The 19,669-nt window shown below is 39.2% G+C and carries 22 protein-coding genes; 7 read left to right on the forward strand and 15 right to left on the reverse strand.

Annotation, left to right across the window (positions count from 1 at the left end; genetic code table 11):
* Positions 1 to 22 precede the first annotated feature (22 nt).
* From H4J66_RS18875 to H4J66_RS18895, 6 genes are all read left to right on the forward strand, one after another.
* Positions 23 to 136: a DUF3149 domain-containing protein gene (locus tag H4J66_RS18875; protein ID WP_310650682.1), complete on the forward strand. Its 114-nt coding sequence runs from the start codon at positions 23 to 25 to the stop codon at positions 134 to 136.
* A gap of 441 nt (positions 137 to 577) precedes the next feature.
* Positions 578 to 2,953 carry a heavy metal translocating P-type ATPase gene (locus H4J66_RS18880; protein WP_182176442.1) on the forward strand — a complete coding sequence of 792 codons (2,376 nt, stop codon included), beginning with the start codon at positions 578 to 580 and terminating at the stop codon, positions 2,951 to 2,953.
* A 1-nt stretch (position 2,954) separates the two neighbouring features.
* Positions 2,955 to 3,089 (forward strand): MerR family DNA-binding transcriptional regulator, encoded by a 135-nt coding sequence (locus tag H4J66_RS20525; protein WP_259368519.1) that lies wholly within the window; start codon positions 2,955 to 2,957, stop codon positions 3,087 to 3,089.
* A gap of 54 nt (positions 3,090 to 3,143) precedes the next feature.
* Positions 3,144 to 3,365: a MerR family DNA-binding protein gene (locus tag H4J66_RS20530; RefSeq protein WP_259369177.1), complete on the forward strand. Its 222-nt coding sequence runs from the start codon at positions 3,144 to 3,146 to the stop codon at positions 3,363 to 3,365.
* A 328-nt stretch (positions 3,366 to 3,693) separates the two neighbouring features.
* Positions 3,694 to 4,677, forward strand: coding sequence for a hydrolase (locus tag H4J66_RS18890; RefSeq protein ID WP_182176443.1), 984 nt, complete (start codon positions 3,694 to 3,696; stop codon positions 4,675 to 4,677).
* Positions 4,674 to 4,925, forward strand: coding sequence for a YheU family protein (locus H4J66_RS18895; protein ID WP_182176444.1), 252 nt, complete (start codon positions 4,674 to 4,676; stop codon positions 4,923 to 4,925). The genes H4J66_RS18890 and H4J66_RS18895 overlap by 4 nt, the downstream gene beginning before the upstream one ends.
* Before the next feature lie 46 nt (positions 4,926 to 4,971).
* Here H4J66_RS18895 and H4J66_RS18900 read toward each other — a convergent pair whose 3' ends face one another.
* The 3 genes from H4J66_RS18900 to nudE are packed head-to-tail and all read right to left on the reverse strand — an operon-like array spanning position 4,972 to position 6,993.
* Entirely contained in the window at positions 4,972 to 5,550 is a 579-nt protein-coding gene (locus H4J66_RS18900) for a YceI family protein (protein ID WP_182176445.1), read from the reverse strand.
* A 28-nt stretch (positions 5,551 to 5,578) separates the two neighbouring features.
* Positions 5,579 to 6,403 carry a 3'(2'),5'-bisphosphate nucleotidase CysQ gene (gene cysQ, locus H4J66_RS18905; protein ID WP_182176446.1) on the reverse strand — a complete coding sequence of 275 codons (825 nt, stop codon included), beginning with the start codon at positions 6,401 to 6,403 and terminating at the stop codon, positions 5,579 to 5,581.
* 29 nt (positions 6,404 to 6,432) lie between these two features.
* Positions 6,433 to 6,993, reverse strand: coding sequence for an ADP compounds hydrolase NudE (gene nudE, locus H4J66_RS18910; protein WP_182176447.1), 561 nt, complete (start codon positions 6,991 to 6,993; stop codon positions 6,433 to 6,435).
* A gap of 99 nt (positions 6,994 to 7,092) precedes the next feature.
* Between nudE and yrfG the strand changes: the two genes are divergently transcribed.
* Positions 7,093 to 7,767, forward strand: coding sequence for a GMP/IMP nucleotidase (gene yrfG, locus H4J66_RS18915; RefSeq protein WP_182176448.1), 675 nt, complete (start codon positions 7,093 to 7,095; stop codon positions 7,765 to 7,767).
* Between the two features lie 78 nt (positions 7,768 to 7,845).
* Here yrfG and H4J66_RS18920 read toward each other — a convergent pair whose 3' ends face one another.
* From H4J66_RS18920 to gspC, 12 genes are all read right to left on the reverse strand, one after another.
* Entirely contained in the window at positions 7,846 to 8,589 is a 744-nt protein-coding gene (locus tag H4J66_RS18920; protein WP_182176449.1) for a type II secretion system protein N, read from the reverse strand.
* Positions 8,589 to 9,059: a type II secretion system protein GspM gene (gspM, locus tag H4J66_RS18925; RefSeq protein ID WP_070374943.1), complete on the reverse strand. Its 471-nt coding sequence runs from the start codon at positions 9,057 to 9,059 to the stop codon at positions 8,589 to 8,591. Before gspM ends, H4J66_RS18920 begins: the two co-directional genes overlap by 1 nt.
* Positions 9,059 to 10,390, reverse strand: coding sequence for a type II secretion system protein GspL (gspL, locus tag H4J66_RS18930; protein ID WP_182176450.1), 1,332 nt, complete (start codon positions 10,388 to 10,390; stop codon positions 9,059 to 9,061). Before gspL ends, gspM begins: the two co-directional genes overlap by 1 nt.
* Positions 10,390 to 11,418, reverse strand: coding sequence for a type II secretion system minor pseudopilin GspK (gene gspK / locus H4J66_RS18935; protein WP_259368517.1), 1,029 nt, complete (start codon positions 11,416 to 11,418; stop codon positions 10,390 to 10,392). Before gspK ends, gspL begins: the two co-directional genes overlap by 1 nt.
* Positions 11,419 to 11,454: 36 nt before the next feature.
* On the reverse strand, positions 11,455 to 12,081 hold the full coding sequence (gspJ, locus tag H4J66_RS18940) for a type II secretion system minor pseudopilin GspJ (RefSeq protein WP_182176451.1): 627 nt from the start codon (positions 12,079 to 12,081) through the stop codon (positions 11,455 to 11,457).
* Positions 12,081 to 12,479 (reverse strand): type II secretion system minor pseudopilin GspI, encoded by a 399-nt coding sequence (gene gspI / locus H4J66_RS18945; protein WP_182176452.1) that lies wholly within the window; start codon positions 12,477 to 12,479, stop codon positions 12,081 to 12,083. Before gspI ends, gspJ begins: the two co-directional genes overlap by 1 nt.
* On the reverse strand, positions 12,469 to 13,110 hold the full coding sequence (gspH, locus tag H4J66_RS18950; protein ID WP_182176453.1) for a type II secretion system minor pseudopilin GspH: 642 nt from the start codon (positions 13,108 to 13,110) through the stop codon (positions 12,469 to 12,471). Before gspH ends, gspI begins: the two co-directional genes overlap by 11 nt.
* 18 nt (positions 13,111 to 13,128) lie before the next feature.
* Complete coding sequence (gene gspG / locus H4J66_RS18955) at positions 13,129 to 13,563, reverse strand: type II secretion system major pseudopilin GspG (RefSeq protein ID WP_070377070.1); 435 nt, start codon at positions 13,561 to 13,563, stop codon at positions 13,129 to 13,131.
* Between the two features lie 22 nt (positions 13,564 to 13,585).
* Complete coding sequence (gspF, locus tag H4J66_RS18960) at positions 13,586 to 14,809, reverse strand: type II secretion system inner membrane protein GspF (RefSeq protein ID WP_070374947.1); 1,224 nt, start codon at positions 14,807 to 14,809, stop codon at positions 13,586 to 13,588.
* 13 nt (positions 14,810 to 14,822) lie between these two features.
* Positions 14,823 to 16,379 (reverse strand): type II secretion system ATPase GspE, encoded by a 1,557-nt coding sequence (gspE, locus tag H4J66_RS18965; protein ID WP_182176454.1) that lies wholly within the window; start codon positions 16,377 to 16,379, stop codon positions 14,823 to 14,825.
* Between the two features lies 1 nt (position 16,380).
* Positions 16,381 to 18,453, reverse strand: a complete 2,073-nt coding sequence (gene gspD, locus H4J66_RS18970; protein WP_259368521.1) for a type II secretion system secretin GspD — start codon at positions 18,451 to 18,453, stop codon at positions 16,381 to 16,383.
* A gap of 110 nt (positions 18,454 to 18,563) precedes the next feature.
* Entirely contained in the window at positions 18,564 to 19,517 is a 954-nt protein-coding gene (gene gspC / locus H4J66_RS18975) for a type II secretion system protein GspC (RefSeq protein WP_182176456.1), read from the reverse strand.
* Positions 19,518 to 19,669: the final 152 nt, after the last annotated feature.

Consider the following 19,669-nt stretch of genomic DNA (forward strand, 5'->3'; position numbering starts at 1 on the left):
GTCTGTTATGAAATTTTTCGATATGATTATTAATGATCCTGTTGTACTTTATTCTTTTGGTGGATTAGTCATTCTCTTAGGTATTTGTGCTTTTTATATTTATTATTTCCTTAAAAAAATCAATGAGAACAATTAGTTAATGTCTTTACAAGTTAAATAAAGTTGCAACCGTCTAAATTAAGGTGTTAACCGTTAAATAAAGCCAGCAACTGAAATTGTTACGTTTAAGCACCAAAACTATCTTTAAAAAGGTTAATTAAACGTTGAAATCGCTAATTTATAAAATATAACCCTAAGGGCAGTAGCTGCCAAAGGGGAGTCTGTAGCAACCTAAAGTTTTGTAGGCGTATATATTTAATGTTTAATAAGAAAACGAATGTTAAAGTTTTAACCTCAGGTATCGCTGATCTAAAGAAGCAGCCATTAAGATTGTTCTACTCCTCCTTAAAATGCAGTGATTGTAGTTAAATTATAAATTGTCACTTATAACATTTTTTATACTAAAACATTTGACCCTACCACCGTGGTAAGCTTTGACCTCAACTTAGTTCTAAAATTCAATTAAGGTGAGAAGCTTATGAATACAACTACACAATTCAAAATTGACGGTATGACCTGTGCTTCATGTGTCGGTCGTGTTGAAAAGGCGTTACACAAAGTCGTTGGCGTGACAGATGTTACAGTCAACCTAGCTACAGATATGGCGACGATTCAAGGTACCGCCAGTTATAGTGAATTAATTACTGCTGTTATTGAGGCTGGTTATCAAGTGCCTGTAAAGGTAAAGCAATTTGGTATTGGAAAGATGAGTTACTCGTCTTGTGTGAAGCGGGTCGAACAAGCATTGTTAAAAGTAACCGGTATGGTCAGTGCGTCGGTCAATTTAGCCACCGAGCACGTACAAGTAAAAACTTTATCCTTTGTAACTGATGAACAACTAGCCCAAGCCGTAACACAAGTCGGTTACCTTTTTATCCCGTTGAACAATAACAGCGTGATAGAAAAGCCCAGTCAACATCAACCTTTTTATACCAAAGCATGGTGGCCCGTATTGGGAGCAGGCCTACTTACCTTGCCACTGGTGTTACCCATGTTAAGTATGCTGTTTTCGCAACAGTGGATGTTACCACCTGTTTGGCAATGGTTGTTAGCTACGCCAGTACAATTCTATTTTGGCGCTCGCTTTTATCGTGCAGGCTGGGGGGCATTAAAAGCTGGCATGGGCAACATGGATCTTCTTGTCTCCATAGGTACCAGTGCAGCCTACGGACTATCTTTGTATTTGTGGTGGAGTTTTGATAGCGCTCATGGCATGCCACACTTGTATTTTGAAAGTAGTAGCGCAGTAATCACCTTGGTTGTGCTGGGCAAATATTTAGAACACAAAGCAAAACGCCGAACAACTGATGCACTTAGAGCATTGGAAAATTTGAAACCTGTTGAGGCAACAGTGCAGCGCTTTGGTAAATGGCAGAAAGTGGCCGCTTCATCAGTACAAACAGGTGAAAAAGTAAAAGTAATCCCCGGCGAAAGTGTGCCTGTTGATGGTGAAATATTACAGGGGAAGAGTCATCTCGATGAAGCGTTAATTAGTGGTGAATCAATTCCATTAAGTAAAAAAGAAGGTGATGTTGTCACGGGTGGCTCACTTAACTTGGACGGTATTTTGGAGATCCGTGCCACTAATGTTGGTAGCGAATCTACTTTATCTAAGATCATTGAATTAGTAGAACAAGCCCAAGGAGCAAAAGCCCCCGTACAGGCAATAGTAGATAAAGTTAGTAGTATCTTCATTCCTGTTGTGTTGCTGGTCGCACTTACCACCTTATTGGTGTCAGGTTTAGTATTTGATGACTGGACAGATGGCATTCTCAATGCGGTAGCCGTTTTAGTGATTGCCTGTCCATGTGCACTTGGTTTAGCAACTCCCGCAGCCATAATGGCAGGTACAGGAACCGCTGCCAGATTAGGCGTATTGGTTAAAGATGCTGTTGCGTTAGAGCAAGCAAAAGAAATAAATTTAGTAGTATTTGATAAAACAGGCACCTTGACCCAAGGCAAACCTGTTGTAAATGAGATGAAGGTCATCAGTGGTAGTGAAGAAACCCTATTGCAGTTGGCTTATTCCTTACAAATAAATAGTGAGCACCCATTAGGCAAGGCCGTGGTTGAAAAAGCATTAACCAACGAAACACAACCAATACCTGTTGAGGAATTTCAAGTTGTCGCGGGTTATGGTGTCAAAGGCAACATCGATGACAATTTAGTCTTGATGGGCAGTAGTCATTGGATGCAAGAGTTAGGGGTGAAACTTCCAACCGAACATATAAAAACACCAGGTACTTCTGTTTCTTGGTTGGCTAGTCAGCAGCAAGATAAGATAACATTACTTGGGCTGTTTTGTTTTAGTGATAAATTGAAGTCTGATGCGCTAAAGGCTGTGAAGCTATTACAACAACAAGGTATAAAGGTTGCTATGCTTACCGGTGACAATAAAGCGAGTGCAACATCGGTAGCGACAAAATTACAGTTAGACGATTTTAAAGCTGAGGTGCTGCCTGCAGATAAAGCAAAATATATCCTGCAATATCAAGAGCAAGGTTATCAGGTTGCCATGGTTGGTGATGGCATTAATGATGCGCCAGCGATAGCCCAAGCAGATTTAGGTATGGCAATGGCGTCTGGTACTGATGTTGCCGTTAGCGCAGCTTCTTTCATGTTAATGCGTAGTAAACCAAGCCTAGTACCCACGGCATTGATCATTGCAAGGCTGACTTATCGTAAAATACAGCAAAACCTTTTTTGGGCATTTATCTTTAATGCTGTGGGAATTCCACTAGCAGCCTTTGGTTATCTTGACCCCATTATTGCCGGAGCAGCGATGGCATTTAGTAGCTTATTTGTCCTCAGTAACGCATTGTTATTGCAACGTTGGACTCTTAAGAAGAAATAACATGGAGAAACTTGTCACCATAGGCAAAGCCTCTAGTTTAACGGGGGTGTCGGCCAAAATGATCCAATACTATGAAGAAATTGGTGTATTGAAAAAAGCGAGTCGTACCGATGCAGGTTATCGACTTTATAACTAAGCGCACATACAACAATTGGGATTCATCCGTCGTTCGAGAAACTTAGGCTTCTCCATGATTGAGATTCAGTCGCTGCTCAAGTTCTGGCTTGATACTGATAGAGAAAGTCGACACGTGAAGCAACTAGCGCTGAGCCATTTACAGGAGATAAATGAAAAAATATTGGAGCTAGAGCAAATGAGCGCAATATTACAAAAACTAGCTGATAAATGTGATGGTGACGATAACCCTGACTGCGCTATTTTAGAAGGTTTAGCTCAACTTTCATCTGAATAACTAAGAATAATTGTTTTTTGTTATACTAACAGCACTTGTCTATGTTGATTGTTATGCATTATCCGCACAATTAATCTTAAATACTGAGGTGCGCTTATTAACTTATCTATTAATCAATCTTCCTCTACGCTCAATGTAATTGAGCGTCAAAAAAAATCACGTGAAGAAATTGATGAAAAGTATCGCAATGGTATTGCTCATTAATCAACGAGTATAATACAACAAGTTTAGCCTTGTAAGCTTTTTTTTAGCCTAAAAATATCTATTTATTTTCAATTCACATACAATAATAAAACTAATAAACCACAACAGACCACTATAACTTTAAATGTTTACTCAAAGTCAATTCACTCCAGCTTGGTGGCTACACAATCCTCATTGCCAAACTATTATTGCAAAATTTTTAAGATCTAGAAAACAGCTAGAAACTTGCAATGAAACAGTGGAGTTACCTGATGGCGACTTTATTGATTTGGCATGGACCGATAAACCTAAACTTAATGAAACTCGTCCTTTGGTGGTTGTTCTTCATGGTTTAGAAGGTTCAGTTAACAGTCATTATGCTAAAGGAATGTTATCGGCTATTAAAGAGAAGCAGTGGGTCGGAGTGCTGATGCATTTTAGAGGCTGTAGTGGACGAGTCAATAGAAAAGCCCGTTCGTATCATAGTGGCGACACTGATGATATTAGTTATTTAACGCAATTTTTAAAGAAAAAATATCCACAACTTCCAATGACCATTATTGGCTTTTCTTTAGGAGGCAATGTACTAGCGCGTTATTTAGCAAAAGAACCTAATAACCCTTATCAAGCTGCGGCAATCATTTGTGCCCCTTTACACTTGGCCAGCTGCAGCAAGCGGATTAACCAAGGCTTTTCGCGTATATATCAAAAATATCTAGTGGGCATGCTCAAAGACAGTATTAAGGATAAAATGGACAGTAATCTAATTTCTGCTCCGCTATCGCAAAGACTGGCCCATAAGCTCGATGAAATTAAGACCATTTGGCAATTCGATCAACTGGTAACAGCCCCTATTAACGGTTTTGAGAGCGCTGAAGATTATTATCATCAGGCGAGTGGACGTTTTATTTTGGATAAAATTAAACAACCCTGCTTAATTATTCATTCAAATGACGACCCCTTCTTATGTGATGAAAATACCCGTGATATTAGCAGTATTCCCAATAACATATGTTTTGAGGTCAGTAAAAAAGGGGGTCATGTTGGTTTTATCAATGGTAATAATCCCTTAAGACCACAGTTTTGGCTAGAACATCGTGTTCCAAATTTTTTAGAGAGCTACCTATGATAATCCCCTACAAAGATCTACAACCCGATACGCTAACAGGTATTATTCGAGAGTTTGTTTTACGTGAAGGTACCGAATATGGTGCGGACGATGTGCCTTTGTCGGAAAAAGTAGCGCAAGTAAAGATACAACTTGCTAATGGTAGTGCGTTTTTAGTTTATTCAGAGCTTCATGATACGGTAAATATTTTACCCATTGATCAGTTTGAACAACAACAAAACGAGCAAGAACAGGAACAAACGCAATAGTTATTTTATAGTAACGAACACCCTATAGATGTTCGTTACTCATTTGCTATTGAGTGAAAGTTAAGACAAAACTTACCGGCACGGCGTAAGCAATGCTTGGTAGATTTGCTAATGATTTTAATTTATTAATACCTGCCACTAACGCAAAGTCTTCGGCTTTAATGATAGCTGGCTTTAAGGTGCTCACTAGCATATTATTTGCTGATAGCTTAGCCACCATAACATTCAATGTAAGTTCTTGCTGTTGACCATGTAAATTCAGGCTACCCGTAAGTGACATTTGCTGACTTGAACCGATAGTTATCGCATTAATGTCTGCAAGGTTAAGTTGCGCACTAAAGCTCGCTTGTGAAAAAGTTGCGGTTTCAAAGAAAAACTCCGCCATTCTTTGATCACGTATCGCAATATTAGTGTCAACACTGCTTAAATCAATGGTCACATTTGCTAAACCACTATTGTTGATAACACCCGTAAACTCTTTAAAGCTATGACTTTCAGCCACAGTTCCTTTTTTAATCGACACAAAAGTTAACGATGAATTTTTAGAGTCCAACTGCCAAGCACTATAGGCTGGTGCAGCAAGCAGGAGTGAAAGGCTTAAAATAAAAGTAGATATAATACGCATAATAGGTCCTTTGAAAATAAAATAAAAATTAAGAGCGTCGCGCTCTATGTGGAGTCACAATACTTTGCCACGGAATATTACTGGCACCTAAAGTCATAAAGTCAGGGTTCATTAATCCTTCCCGTTGATTGTAGGTTAACGGTAAAAACTCACTATCAATTATTGAGCCACCCGCTTGTTCGATAATACAATGACTCGCTCCTGTATCCCACTCACCTGTGGGACCAATACGTAAGTAACAATCTGCACTACCTTCAGCAATTAGACAGTTTTTAAGTGAGCAACTGCCTAATGCTACGTATTCAAACGCAAAGTTTTCATTGTTAAGGTATTGCCCCATTAGGCTGAGCTCTTGTCGGCGGCTTACCGCCACCTTAATTTTGCGTTTACCATCATATTTAGCGACATGAATTTGCTGGCTACCGGTATGGTTTTCTTTAAAAGCGCCAAGCTTATTTTGTCCATAGTAGGTCAGTTGGTGATCAGGTGCGTGAATAACACCAATACTTGGCCAGCCATTTTCCACCAAAGCAACATTAACGGCGAAATCGCCACTGCCTTTAATAAACTCACCCGTCCCATCAATAGGGTCGAGTAGCCAATATCGAGACCAATTTTTTCTTTGACTAAGCGCTAATGCACCAACTTCTTCAGAAATAATAGGAATGCCGGGTGCCAAGCGTGACAGCTCTTGCATCAATACATCGTTAGCCGCATAGTCAGCACTAGTAACGGGGCTATTATCTTCTTTAATTTCTGACGTGTAATTGCCCGACTTGTAATGCTTAGTAACTTCTAGGCCTGCTTTTTTTGCACTTTCTATCGCGATGGCGAGTAACGTTTCATTGTTCATTAATCTTCACTTACTTTTTCTTTTGAGTATTATTTTAAAATATTCTTAACTAAATCTTTTACCAGCATTAGAGCGGCTATGCTTCTTGCTTCATTAAAGTCAGGTTGGGCAAGTAATGATTGATAATCGGCAAGTTTCCATGAGATAACTTCTAGTTCTTCAGGTTCATCACCGGGGAGTTTTTCTGCATATAAACTTTCAGCAAGAAAAATTTCCATTGAGGCAGAGAAAAAAGCCGGAGCTGTTGCGACTCGATGCACATGGGTGAATTTATTTGCCCCATAGCCAACTTCTTCTTTTAACTCTCGATTAGCAGCGTGCTCTGCGCTTTCGCCTTCATCAATAAGTCCTTTCGGGAAACCAAGCTCATATGTATGGGTGCCAGCACAATATTCACGTACTAATAAAAACGTTTCATCGTCTAACATAGGTACAATTAATACAGCGCCTCGACCGTAGCCTTGCATGCGTTCATATTCTCGCTGTACGCCGTTGCTGAAGGTGAGATCTACTTGTTCTATAGCAAACAAGCGACTCTTAGCAACTTGCTTACGTTGTGTGACTTTGGGAAGTGTTAAACTGTTGCTCATGGTAGCGAAACCTAAGAGTAAAATATTAGTAATATAGTTTTAGAATAGCACGTTAACTTTAGATATAATTAATAATTAATCGCTCTTAGGAAAAATAATATGCTTAATTGGTCAAAAATTTCTACCGTACTTTTAGATATGGATGGAACGATTTTAGATTTACATTTTGACAACCATTTCTGGCTCCATCATTTACCACTACGTTACAGTGAGCACGCAAAGATTTCACTTGAGCAAGCAAAAGAAAACTTAGCAAGCCATTATGAAAGAGTTGCTGGGACAATTGACTGGTACTGTTTAGACTACTGGGCTGAACAAACCCAATTACCGATTCAAGCCTTAAAACGTGAAGTACAACACTTAATTAGCTTACGCCATGATGCTCATGATTTTATGGTGGCATTAAGAGAGAGTGGAAGAGAAATAATACTGGTTACTAATGCTCACCCAGATAGCTTATTGCTTAAAATTGAACGCACGCAACTCGATAAGTATTTTGATGTTTTATATTCTACGCATGAATTTGGTGTGACCAAAGAGTCGCAATTGTTATGGCAGCGTCTTCAAGAGAAGCAAGGGTTTAGCCTAGAGAATACTTTGTTTGTTGATGATAGTATCAATATTTTAGCATCGGCTCAACGCTATGGTTTTGAACATTTATTAGCGGTTGAAAACCCCGATAGTCAGAAAACGCCGCATATTGTTAACGATTACCCATCTACATCAGACTTTAGAACATTAATTGATGAAATAAAGAAATATCCCATTAAGTAATGGCTATTATTCATCCTGACGTAAGCCAGGATGAAATAGGTTTAGCTTAAGTAACGATTTATCACCGTATAAAATGGCTTAAAAGTTCAATCGATAGCGCCCTTGGTTATCCGCTTTGCCAATAAAGGACAGTAGTGGCTTTAATTTTTCAGGGAAGTTAGCACCCGGCTTTAAATAACCATTGCCAGAAGCTCTATTGATATTATGCAGATAAGCGGTAAACGTGAGTCCGAGGTCATTTTCAGGGGCAATGATAAACGCAAGCGCGCCTTTTTCACAAGCCAACTCAGCAGATAACGTACCTAGATTTGCCTTTTCTGATAATGCGGTGATGGCTGCCTTATTCCATTTTATTAAGCCCTTCATTTGCTGACAAACAGGTTTGCCAAGTATAAATTCATCAACACTGAGTTCAATAAGGTTGTGGGCTTGCATCGGGATAGCTAGATTAAGCTTTTCCGTAATTTGTTGCGCGGCTACCGTGATATCAAGATTAGTAATTTTTATCTGCTTAAGCAATTGGCTTGCGGTCAACCTACCTTCTGGTCCACTGACTAAGGCGCCGCCAAAAGTTAACTTAATTGTCGGGTCAAGCATCAATAATGAGAGGAAACTCAACTCACTGCTGACATTGTTAATGTCGACATTGTCTATGCGGACTTGTTTTGCATAACTTTGCCACACTGTGCCAGAGAGCTGAGATACTTGACTGTTTTTTGGTAAATTAATAAAACTAACCACCCAAGCAGCAGGCATAGTTACAATTAAAAAAATCAAATATAAACTAAAGAACATTGCTCCGTAAACAAACCACTTTTTCATTAGCCTTTTCCTAATTGTAAGCGACGAACTCTAACAACGCCGTTGCGATCAGCTTTACTTAAATCAATACTTTTCACTAATAAACCTTCATTATTGGCTAGAAATTCAAGCCAACTAAGTAACTGTGTAAACGGGACTTCATCAATCCATACTTGTAAGTCTTCACCTTGAGGTTGCAAGCGAGCTATCGAAATATTATTACGACCGGCACTGCTGTTAACAATACTAGAAAGGCTGGCATTGCTGGCTGAAGATGCGACTCTTTTTTGTGACTGTTGATAGCGCAGAGTATTTTCTTGCACCCAGGTATAAAGCGCTTGTTGGCGCATAATTTTTTGTTGAGTTTTATCAGTATTAGTAACCAATGGTTGCCACACTGCGCTGTAAAATAAAAACAGCACTACAACAAAGCTCATCATAGCAACGAGTCGTTGCTCAGAGCTTTTTAATTGTTGCCACCACGTTTTCATTATCGCCCCTTACTTGTGTTTGTTGATTGTTGATTATCATTACTGGTTATGCTAAATGAGCCAGAAATTTGATCACCTTGATTATTTTGCGCGCCCATAGATACCGTCAGGTTACTCTCTTCAAGAGCGATTTTTAACTTATCAAAATACTGATAATCACTGGCAATTGCCTGCATACGAATCTCATTGCGCTTACCATCAAACTTCAACGTTTGGGGTTTTATTTCAGGTACTAAAGCTAACGCTGGTTGCACTTGAGTTAAGATAGCTAAAAAGCCACTTTCTCCACTAGCACCGCCTACTTCTTTGAGTTTCTGCTTAAGTTGGGAGCGAATAGTTGAGACTCGGACTCGCTTAGTTTTTGGAAAAGCCTTTTTATAGGTACTAATGATTTGCTCTTCAATTTCAGCCTGTTGACTATGAAGCTGTATTAATTCGGCACCTTTAATGCCGACATTAAGCAATAAAGCGAAGATGGCAATACCTGCGGCCAAAAACCAACTTTTTAGCACGGGTGAGCGCTGTTCTTTAACTTTAAAATCACCCTGTAGTAAGTTGAACTTACCTGCTTTTTCATGATTATATGTGGCGGCTAATAACGCCAAAGGCAGCTCTTCAGGCATCGCGTTGATGGTCAGTTTAGCGATGGTTTCAGGTAATATTGAATAAGCATTTAACGAGAAACTGTTGGGTACCTCATTGTTGCTTCCATTGTCCGTTACTGATTTTTGCTCACTGTTAATTTTCTCTGCTGTTTGAGTACCACTGAGTGACTGACTAATTAACGGCCAAGTGTTGCTGTCTATGGTGATCCCTTGCCATTGTCCTTGGCGTATAAGTATTTGCTCACCTAAGACAATAGCACTAACAACATTGACTTCATTAGTCAGTGGCATTGCAAGTACATCTGGGATCATTTTTTTACAGGTAATATCTGCACTTTTTAACCACCCTTGCCATAATGCCAACTGAGCAGATTCGATAATTGCAACAAAGCAATTGTGTGCACTACCAACAATTTTGATATCACTATAAGCGAAAAATAGCTCATCAACATCTTGTGCTAATTCATCTTCAAGCATATACGGCACAGCTAGGCGCATCGCTTTTGATGATTTACTGGGTACTGTTAAACTTTTCAAACTGATATCACTGGTTGGCACAAACGTAATCACTTCACGTTGTTTGGCTTTCTCAGCTAATTGCTCTAACGCATGGGCATTGGGGAGTTCACCACTGGCAATAATGCCTTCTTGATCGTCACTGAATATTAACCAGTGCACTACGTCTTTTGCGTTAGTACCTAATCGGATATATAACTTTTCGGTCATTACTCTCGTCCTATGGTACGACTCACTACGGAGATATTATTATTGCTTTCAACTTTCATTAAAGTGCTCAACGCGAAGTAACTGTCATTAAAACTAGCGATACTTTTTAGTTTAAAATAATGACTAACAACATCAAACTGCTCTTTTTGATCATTGGTTATTTTTGTATTTTTTGATATATCGGGTAAATTGAAAAACTCATCTCGTGTTTTAAAACCAGCACCCTCTCGGCTAGCCAAGGCATTTTCTGCATCCGCTAAAGGAATACCTAAAAAAGCCTCCAACAATTCAGGTTGGTCACTTCTGATGGTGTTTATATTTATTTTATGAAGATTATTATTAGGTATTACGCAAGCATACTCTTTTAATTTATTAATAACCGGCACAGTAAAGTGTTCAATTAAGCGTAGTTCAGTAATACTGGCCAAATAATAATTAGCGGGTAAGTAAGGAAACTCTTTTGCGGAGTAATCATTATCTTCAGCACCACCAGCACTGGCTATAGCGCTGTTTTGATCAAGCCAGTCCACTAATGCATCGGTCATATATTCAGCATCAAACTGACTAACACCTTCAACATTAAGCGACATAATTAATTTTTGGAAAGCCTCTTCTATTGGACGCCTTCGAGTGCCTGCAGGAATAGCATTATCATCAGGCCTTAAAGCATTTAAATTAAAACAGGCTTGCATATCAAAAATTTCGCCGGTGATTTGTCCAAAGTCAACAGGATAACTTGTTTCGCCTTGAGCCCAAATTTGCTCTAAATGCGTAACGTCTTTTTCATCTTCAAAAACATTGATTAATATTCTTTTTGCAAACGCTTCTGCGCCCATCGCATACCAATAAGCCTGCTGATTTAGCGTAACATTATTAGTACGTTGCATCTGCAACTGCAAGCGCGCAGTCATCTGTGTGGCTAATACGGCGGCTAACGAAACGATAAGTAAAACAGTAATTAACGCCACTCCGGTCACTTTTTTAGCGGTCAACTTACTCATATCCGCACTGCAATGAGAGTTTTTCATTAGGCCTCCCATAACGAAGAGCACAATACATAAGCTTTAAATTGAGACATCATCACCCGCCACTAAAAATTCTCGTCTTATAAGCCCATAATCTTTAGTTATTAGCTCAACAGCAATCGCTTGAGGTAAACTTTTATTTTTAATTTGTTTTTGCCATTTTTTGTCATAAAAAAACTCAAAATTTAGTCCTTCAATCTCGGTGATTAACTTTCTTCTTTTAGGCTCTTGCCCTTGGATAGCATCAACAAAATTGAAATGAAGTCGCTCGAAGGTTCCCTCATTTAATTGATAAGCGACAGATTGCATATTGCTACGCGGTAATAGTAGACCTGGATTTGTCCATCCGTTGCGAACAAAAGCTAAGGTACTTTCGCCATTTGAAAAACTATTACTGTCAGTATATAAAAAATCTTGCTGGGGAGCTTCGCCATTTAATCGAATACTGCGTTTAGCAATTTGCAGTAAATCACGCTCGATAAGTAAGAAGCCTCGCTGTAATTCATTAACGCGTGTGGTACGAATTTCAGATGACTCATTACCTTTTAATACTGTATTAAAAATAGTAAAACTACTCATGCTAATCATTGAAAAAATAGCGATAGCGATTAAAACTTCTAACAAGGTAAAGCCATTATTCGTTGGCTTATTCAAACAAATTTTCACTACGGCTGACTCTTTGAAATATAGGTAACAATACTGGTGATCGCTAACTTTTCATCTTCTTTATTGCGAATTTCAATCGTGATAGCACGCATATTCTTATTTTCTGTTTTAAGCACTTTTTGTAGCCAAAACCATTCTTGGCCAGCCATTTCTACGGTACCTTTTTTGTTATTTTTTGGTGGCCATGTTGGGTCTAATGTCATCGCAACTAATTGATTTGAGGCCACCCAATTGGCTAATACTTTATTTTCTAAATGACTTAAATTCTTAAAGTTATTGTCTGCTGCACTTAACAACGCAATACCCGCAATTGAAAAAATAGCCATTGCTAACATGACTTCAATTAAAGTAAAGCCCAATGAAGCCGTTTTAATGACCCATTTCACCTTATTCATCATCAAAGAGTGGCCCTTCAACAGTTATCGGTGTGGTGTATAAACCGGTCGCCTTAAAATAAAGCTTGGCTTCAGTGTAATTGTTTTTAACAAATTGAAAACGCAGACTAAACGGTGTTATTTCGCCGCCTGAGAGTATGTAAATCTGGGGAATGAGAATTTTTTTTTCTATATTATTACCGTCATCATCTTTACCTACGTCTTCATCTAAATCATTCTCTTTATTAGCCGCTTGCAACTCATTAAATACTTCAGTATCAAATAATTGTGGTTCTTCGATTGGCAAATCATCAAGTTGTAAAATCAACTCAACACCTTCAGGTAATTTATAACGACTGAATAATTCATTATCAGAGATATCCGACCACGTTATGCCGTCGTAACCTAAAAACTGATAACCTTTTTTGCCAATAACTAAGCCTAATTCAATATTATTTAGCATGCCATATTCAGCAGCAATATTGAAAACGCCGGCAAAACGTTTGCTCGTGAGTTCGAGTGTTTCTTCGGCTTTATCACCTGAAGCACTAAACTGAACAACCGAAACCATTAAACCCACCAGCACAATAACCAACATCACTTCAATTAAAGTGAAACCGTTAACTACTGTGCTGTTTTTGGAATAATGCTTCATATTAAGAGTTCACCAAAACTACTGGTAGTCGCCAAGGTTCCAGTTGCCAATATCGTCTTCTGTACCAGGTTCACCGTCGGGTCCCATAGTAAAAATATCAATATCACCATTTTCGCCTGGATTTAATAGTTGGTAGGCATTGCCCCAAGGATCGTCAGGTAAACGTTTAACATAACCCCCGTTTGGGAAACGACGCGGTAAAGGTTCAACGTCAGTTTCTTCAACTAAAGCTTCTAAGCCTTGCTCAGTCGTTGGATAGTTATAGTTATCCATTTTGTACATACTTAACGACGTTTCTAATGCATTAATATCTTGTACTGATTTTTGAAGTTTTGCGGTATCCATATTGCCCATCAAGTTTTGGACAACAACACTGCCTAACAAACCTAAAATAACAATAACAACCATCACTTCCAATAAAGTAAAGCCACCTTGTTTATTTTTCACTTTCATTGGTTGAATTTTTTTGTTCACATTAACCTCCTACTAAGGTATTTAACTGAAGAATTGGCTGTAAAATAGCCATAACTATAAAAAGAACGATACCTGCCATAGCGATCATCAAGGCGGGCTCAAAAGCTTTTAGCGATATATTCATCAACGCTTCAAACTCCCTGTCTTGGTTGTCTGCTGACCGGCCAAGCATATGTTCTAACTTGCCACTTTTTTCACCACTGGCAATCATATGAAGCATCATCGGTGGAAATAATTTCGTTTGCTCTAAAGAAACGCGTAAACTTGCCCCTTCGCGCACTTTATCGGCCGACTCTTTAACGCATTGCTTAATGTATAAGTTTTCTAAAACTTCACCTGATATTTTCATGCTTTCCAGTAAAGGAACAGCACTGGCGGTTAAGATACTTAAGGTACGAGCAAACCGAGCGGTATTAATACCACGAATGATTTTGCCTAGCCCTGGAAAGCTAATCACCTTACGGTGAAAGGCAAACTTGAAGCTGGCCTTTTTCATTAAATGATTAAAGCCACCTATGAGTAAGGCAATCAAAATAAGGATATACAAACCATTATCTCTTAAAAAATCACTGGTACTAATTAAAAACTGAGTCGTTGCAGGTAAATTTGCGCCCATATGGTCAAACTGGCCAACAATTTTAGGGACTACCGCTGTTAACAGTATCGCGATAACGCCTATGGCTACGACCGTCATAATAACGGGGTAAATAAGCGCTTGAATGATTTGTGAACGTAAGTGTTCGCGTTGCTCGGTGTAATCGGCTAAGCGGTTTAAAACCGTATCTAAGAAACCAGATTTTTCACCTGCAGCAACCATTGCTCGATATAAGTGACTAAAAACATGCGGAAACTCAGCCATACTCTCGGCTAAACCATAACCTTCGGTTACTTTTGTTCGCACCGCCATAATCATACTTTTCATACTATTTTTTTCACATTGTTCGCCAACGGCAAGCAAAGATTCTTCAATCGGTAAACCCGACTCAACTAATGTTGCCAACTGGCGTGTGATTAAAGCAAGTTCAGCAACAGATACTTTTGTTCGTCCGCCAAACCGTGGTTTATTGGCGGCTTGCTTAGTTTTTTGTAAGCTTGGCGTTACTTCAGTGGGCATTAAGCCTTTGTCACGTAATAAGCCACGCGCTTGTCTGGGCGTATCACCTTCGATAACACCCTTTACCGTTTTACCACGGCTATTTACTGCTTGATAATCAAAAGCTGCCATAATAAAACTCTAGTTAATCTTCTTTGGTAACACGCAAAACTTCTTCGAGTGTTGTTTGTCCGGTCAGCACTTTATCAAAGCCGTCACGGCGTATACTTGGTGTATTTTGGCGAATAAACTTTTCAATAGCCTGCTCACCTTTACCATTATGAATAAGCTCGCGTACTTTATCGTCGACAACAATAAGTTCATGAATACCCATACGTCCTTTATAGCCCTTTTGGCTACATTCACTACAACCAACTGCGCGATAAATATGCTGGGTGTTGTCTTGAGGTAACTCAAGTAATTTTAGCTCTGGGCCATCAGGTAAATGGCTTTCTTTACAATGCGGGCACAATGTTCTCACGAGTCGTTGTGCTAAGACTCCCAAGAGACTCGATGAGAGTAAAAATGACTCTACGCCCATATCTTCCATACGAGTAATGGCACCAGCGGCACTGTTAGTATGCAGTGTCGACATCACTAAGTGACCGGTTAAACTCGCTTGCACGCCAATTTGAGCGGTTTCTAAATCGCGTATTTCACCGACCATAACAACATCGGGATCTTGGCGAAGTATCGCCCGTAACCCGCGAGCAAAGGTCATATCAACTTTGGTATTAACTTGTGTTTGTCCAATACCTTCAATGGCGTACTCGATGGGATCTTCAACCGTTAAAACGTTACGCTCTTTAGAATCAATTTGGCTCAGTCCCGCATAAAGCGTGGTACTTTTACCCGATCCCGTAGGACCCGTAACTAAAATAATGCCATGGGGTTTTTCGATGAGTTTTGAAAACTTTATTCGGTTGGCAAGTGTCATGCCTAAATCTTCTAAATCGAGACGAACCGAGTTCTTATCAAGTAAACGAAGTACCACACGCTCACCATGGCCCGTTGGCATTGTTGAAACACGTACATCAACAGCACGACCGGCAATGCGCAAAGAAATACGACCATCTTGTGGTATGCGTTTTTCAGCAATGTCGAGTTTTGCCATAACCTTGATACGAGAAACTAATAATGAAGCAAGTTTACGATTAGGCTTTAATACTTCACGTAAAACGCCATCAACACGAAAACGAATTTGTAGCGCTAATTCAAAAGTTTCAATATGAATATCAGAAGCATTTTCTTTTATTGCTTCACTCAACATCGCATTGATCAATTTGATGATTGGCGCATCATCTTCATTTTCGAGCAGATCTTCTGTCTCTGTCATCTCGTCAGCGAGAGAATACAAGTCAACTTCGTTGCCAATATCTTCCATCATCTGTTGAGCTTCTGAAGAGTCTCGTTGATATGAAATAGTTAATAATTGTTCAAATTCATCTAACGAATGAAATTCAATAGCAAAGGGACTTTTTAAGACCCGACGCACTTCTAATACTGCCGCACTGTTAACATTGGCTAAGCAATGTAAGGTGTATTGGTCGTTACTTTTACTAATGAGTACATGATGACGTTTGGCAAAATTAAAAGGCAAACGGCTGATCTGCACTTTTACTTCTTCTGCCTCTTGACCATTACCTGCAACATTTAAAGTCACTACGTTGTCTGTGTCTTCTCTCTTTTCAATATCAGCCATATTATTGGTCTTTTTTGTCTGAAGTTGATGAGTCATCACCCTCGTTTTTAACGACAGGCGGTAATAAGCTAGAGTCTTTAGACTGACTTTCTTTCATGTATTCATCGAATGAAGGAGGTAAAGTCAGTTGGTCATTCCATTCAGGTAACAATGGCATTTTTTCATCGCTCATTAATGACAAACCTTCTTCTTGCTTACGTATTTCAGTCGCACGAATATAGTTATACTTTTCTTTACTAATTTCATTCATCAACTTGCCATCACGAATAATCGTTGGGCGAATAAAGACCATTAAATTACGTTTACGCGTTGAGGTTGTTGTTGATTTAAATAAGTGCCCAATAAAAGGTATGTCACCTAATAAAGGTACTTTTTGTTCACTTTCTTGAACGTCTTCATCAATCAAGCCACCCAGTACCACGGTTGCGCCAGAATCGGCCATCACTACCGTTTTAATTTCGCGTTTGTTGATAGAAATATCTACCCCCGTAGCGCCACTCACCGAAGAGACTTCTTGCTCTATGGTTAACTGCACACCACTGCCTTCATTCACTTGTGGGGTAACGGTTAGTTTTATACCCACTTCTTGGCGTTCAACGGTTTGAAATGGATTACCGTTATTGCTACCCGCAGTAGAGCCAGTAAGAATAGGAATTTCTTGTCCAACTAAAAAGTGCGCTTCTTCATTATCGAGTGTAGTGATACTTGGCGTAGCAAGAATATTGGAATTAGTGTCATTACTCACCGCTTGTATGATTGCGCCCCAGCCATTTTTCATAATACCAAACATACCACCGCTTACAGAGCCAAGTAAGGTTGCGGCTAATGAATAGTCACCTTTAATATCGTCTTGATTAGGATTAATCGTTGTGGCACCACTTTCAGAAGTCACGGTAGAACCTTTAGTGCCTGGTGTTGGTTGAGCTGCCTCAGCAGCCGCTGCAACAGCACTTATGGGCGCAGGACCATTATTGAACTGGGTAAAACCACCATCTTCGCTGAACCATTGCACACCTAAACTAATACCATCACTTTCAAAAACTTCGACGATTATCGCTTCAACAAGCACTTGTGCACGACGAACGTCTAATTTGCGGATGACTTCCTCAAGTGAACGTAACATGTCTTGCTGAGCGGTAATAACCAAGGTATTGGTGTCTTCATGAGCGTCAATACTGACATTACGTTTTTTACTGCTTTGTTTACTCGTTTGCGCGCCAGCGTTTTCGGCTTCAATTGATTTACTGACCCCTTCAAGTACTTTGACTAAGTCTTCAGCTTTTGAGTATTTCAAATAGTAAACACGGGTATTACCATTGGTTTCTAATTCACTGTCTAAGCGGGAAATTAACTTAGCGACACGCGAACGGGCTTGAGATTCACCGCTAACAATTACACTATTGGTGCGCTCGTCAGCCACTATTTTAGGGATAAGGAAGGTTGGCGTACCAGATTTTCCTTGATCAGATTTATGCATGGCTTCAACAATACGCACCATTTCTGCCGCCGATGCATATTGCAGTTTAATAATTTGTACGTCTTGATCGCCAGCTTTGTCGACACGCTCAATAATATTGACTAAACGATTAACAACCGCAGCAGTGCCCGTTAGCATGATGACATTAGCGGGATCATAATTGACCACGTTACCGCCACCGGCTTGATCTGAAAGTTGACGAAGTAAAGGGGTTAATTCACGTACTGTGACATTTTTAACTTCGACAACTCGAGTCACCATTTCATCACCCACACCAGGGTTTTCATTACCAACAACCGGTATTGATGAAGTTTTAGCGTCTTTATTACGAATAACTTTTACAACATTATTGTCCATTTCAACAGCAGAAAAACCATACACTTCAAGCACATTTAAGAACACTTGATAATATTGTTTTTCGGTAAGTTGATCTTGGGTACGTAATGTCACTTTACCTCGAACGTTAGGGTCAACGATCATGGTTTTTTTCAGGTTTTTACCAACTATATTGATAAATTCGTCAATTTCAGTACCTTTAAAGTTTGGCGAGTACTTAGCCGCATGTATATCAGCACTAAATAATAAAGTATTCATCATCACAACAGTTAAACCTGTTGCTAACAATCCTTTATACCAAGGGGCGCGAAGAGTCTTGCGCAAGGAAAAATTTTTCATAACTTAATTCTCAATTTTGGTCAGTAAAGGTATTAACCACCGATACTAAATAATATTTCGTTCAATTCACCATTACGATCGATTAATAGTGATACTTCTTTATCTTGTTTTAATGCAGCAAGTGCTTGTGCGGCTTCGCTTGGCACCGTTAAATCATAACCATTCATTTGAATTGCGATATCACCAGATTTCAGCCCTGAATTTTGAAAAAAATCAGCGTTTTTACCCGGCAACAATCTGTAACCGACTATTTTGCCACTTTTACGTTTTGGCGATATTTTTAAATAATCGGTAATTTTACTTGGGTCGGTATTAATTTCGTCTTTAAATGACTCTGCACTTTTACTCAGCATCTTATTTGTTCTTCGATCAATGACATTAGGTGATGTTAGTCGACTATTTAATTCTCGAGTTTTAGCTGGAGATATTGCCGATTTATTTACTACCTTTTGTTGTGTTTTTTCATTGTAATCAAATCCATCAAGCATCAATGTTTCAAGCTTTCCGGCATGCTTTAAAAGCACTCGGTCACGAAAAACACTATCGAGCACCGCACGTGTTCCGGTAATGGTTTCACCCGGACTATAGGTGTCTTGCTTACCAGCATTTTCAATGACCGCCGCGGAGGTAGTTTTGTCATCACTTGCTACTGCCCCTGATAGCGTTAAACGCAACTGTGTTTGAGGTGCATTTTCCACTTCAACCGTTTCAATTGTATCTATACTGTCTGTGTATAAGCCAAATAAGTTTAATGTTTTTAAATTTGTTAAACTGATATCAGCTTTTTCAGTGTTCTGTATTGCTACTTTTACGCTAACATTTGAAGACGCATGGTATTGGCCACTTGGCGCAACAAGCCAAGTAAGCTGTGCAAAAACATACGCAATGTAAGCTAACAAAAATGCACTGATCACCTTAGCTATTTTTTGCTGAGGTAATTGTGAAGAGAAGTCGACTACACTAGAAAAATTTGAAGGTAATTGCATGGTTATCTTTATAGAAATTTAAATTAATTTTCATTATTATACCGTGATAGTACTTGAGCTAGACATTATCAACAAGGGTAAGATGATGATTAAAATATTTATTAACAATTTTGTGCTGTTATGTGCAAACTAATATTGCCAGTTCAGCGATA

Origin of the sequence: Colwellia sp. MB3u-55 (genome assembly GCF_014076785.1) — a bacterium.
In the GTDB taxonomy this organism is placed as follows: domain Bacteria; phylum Pseudomonadota; class Gammaproteobacteria; order Enterobacterales; family Alteromonadaceae; genus Colwellia_A.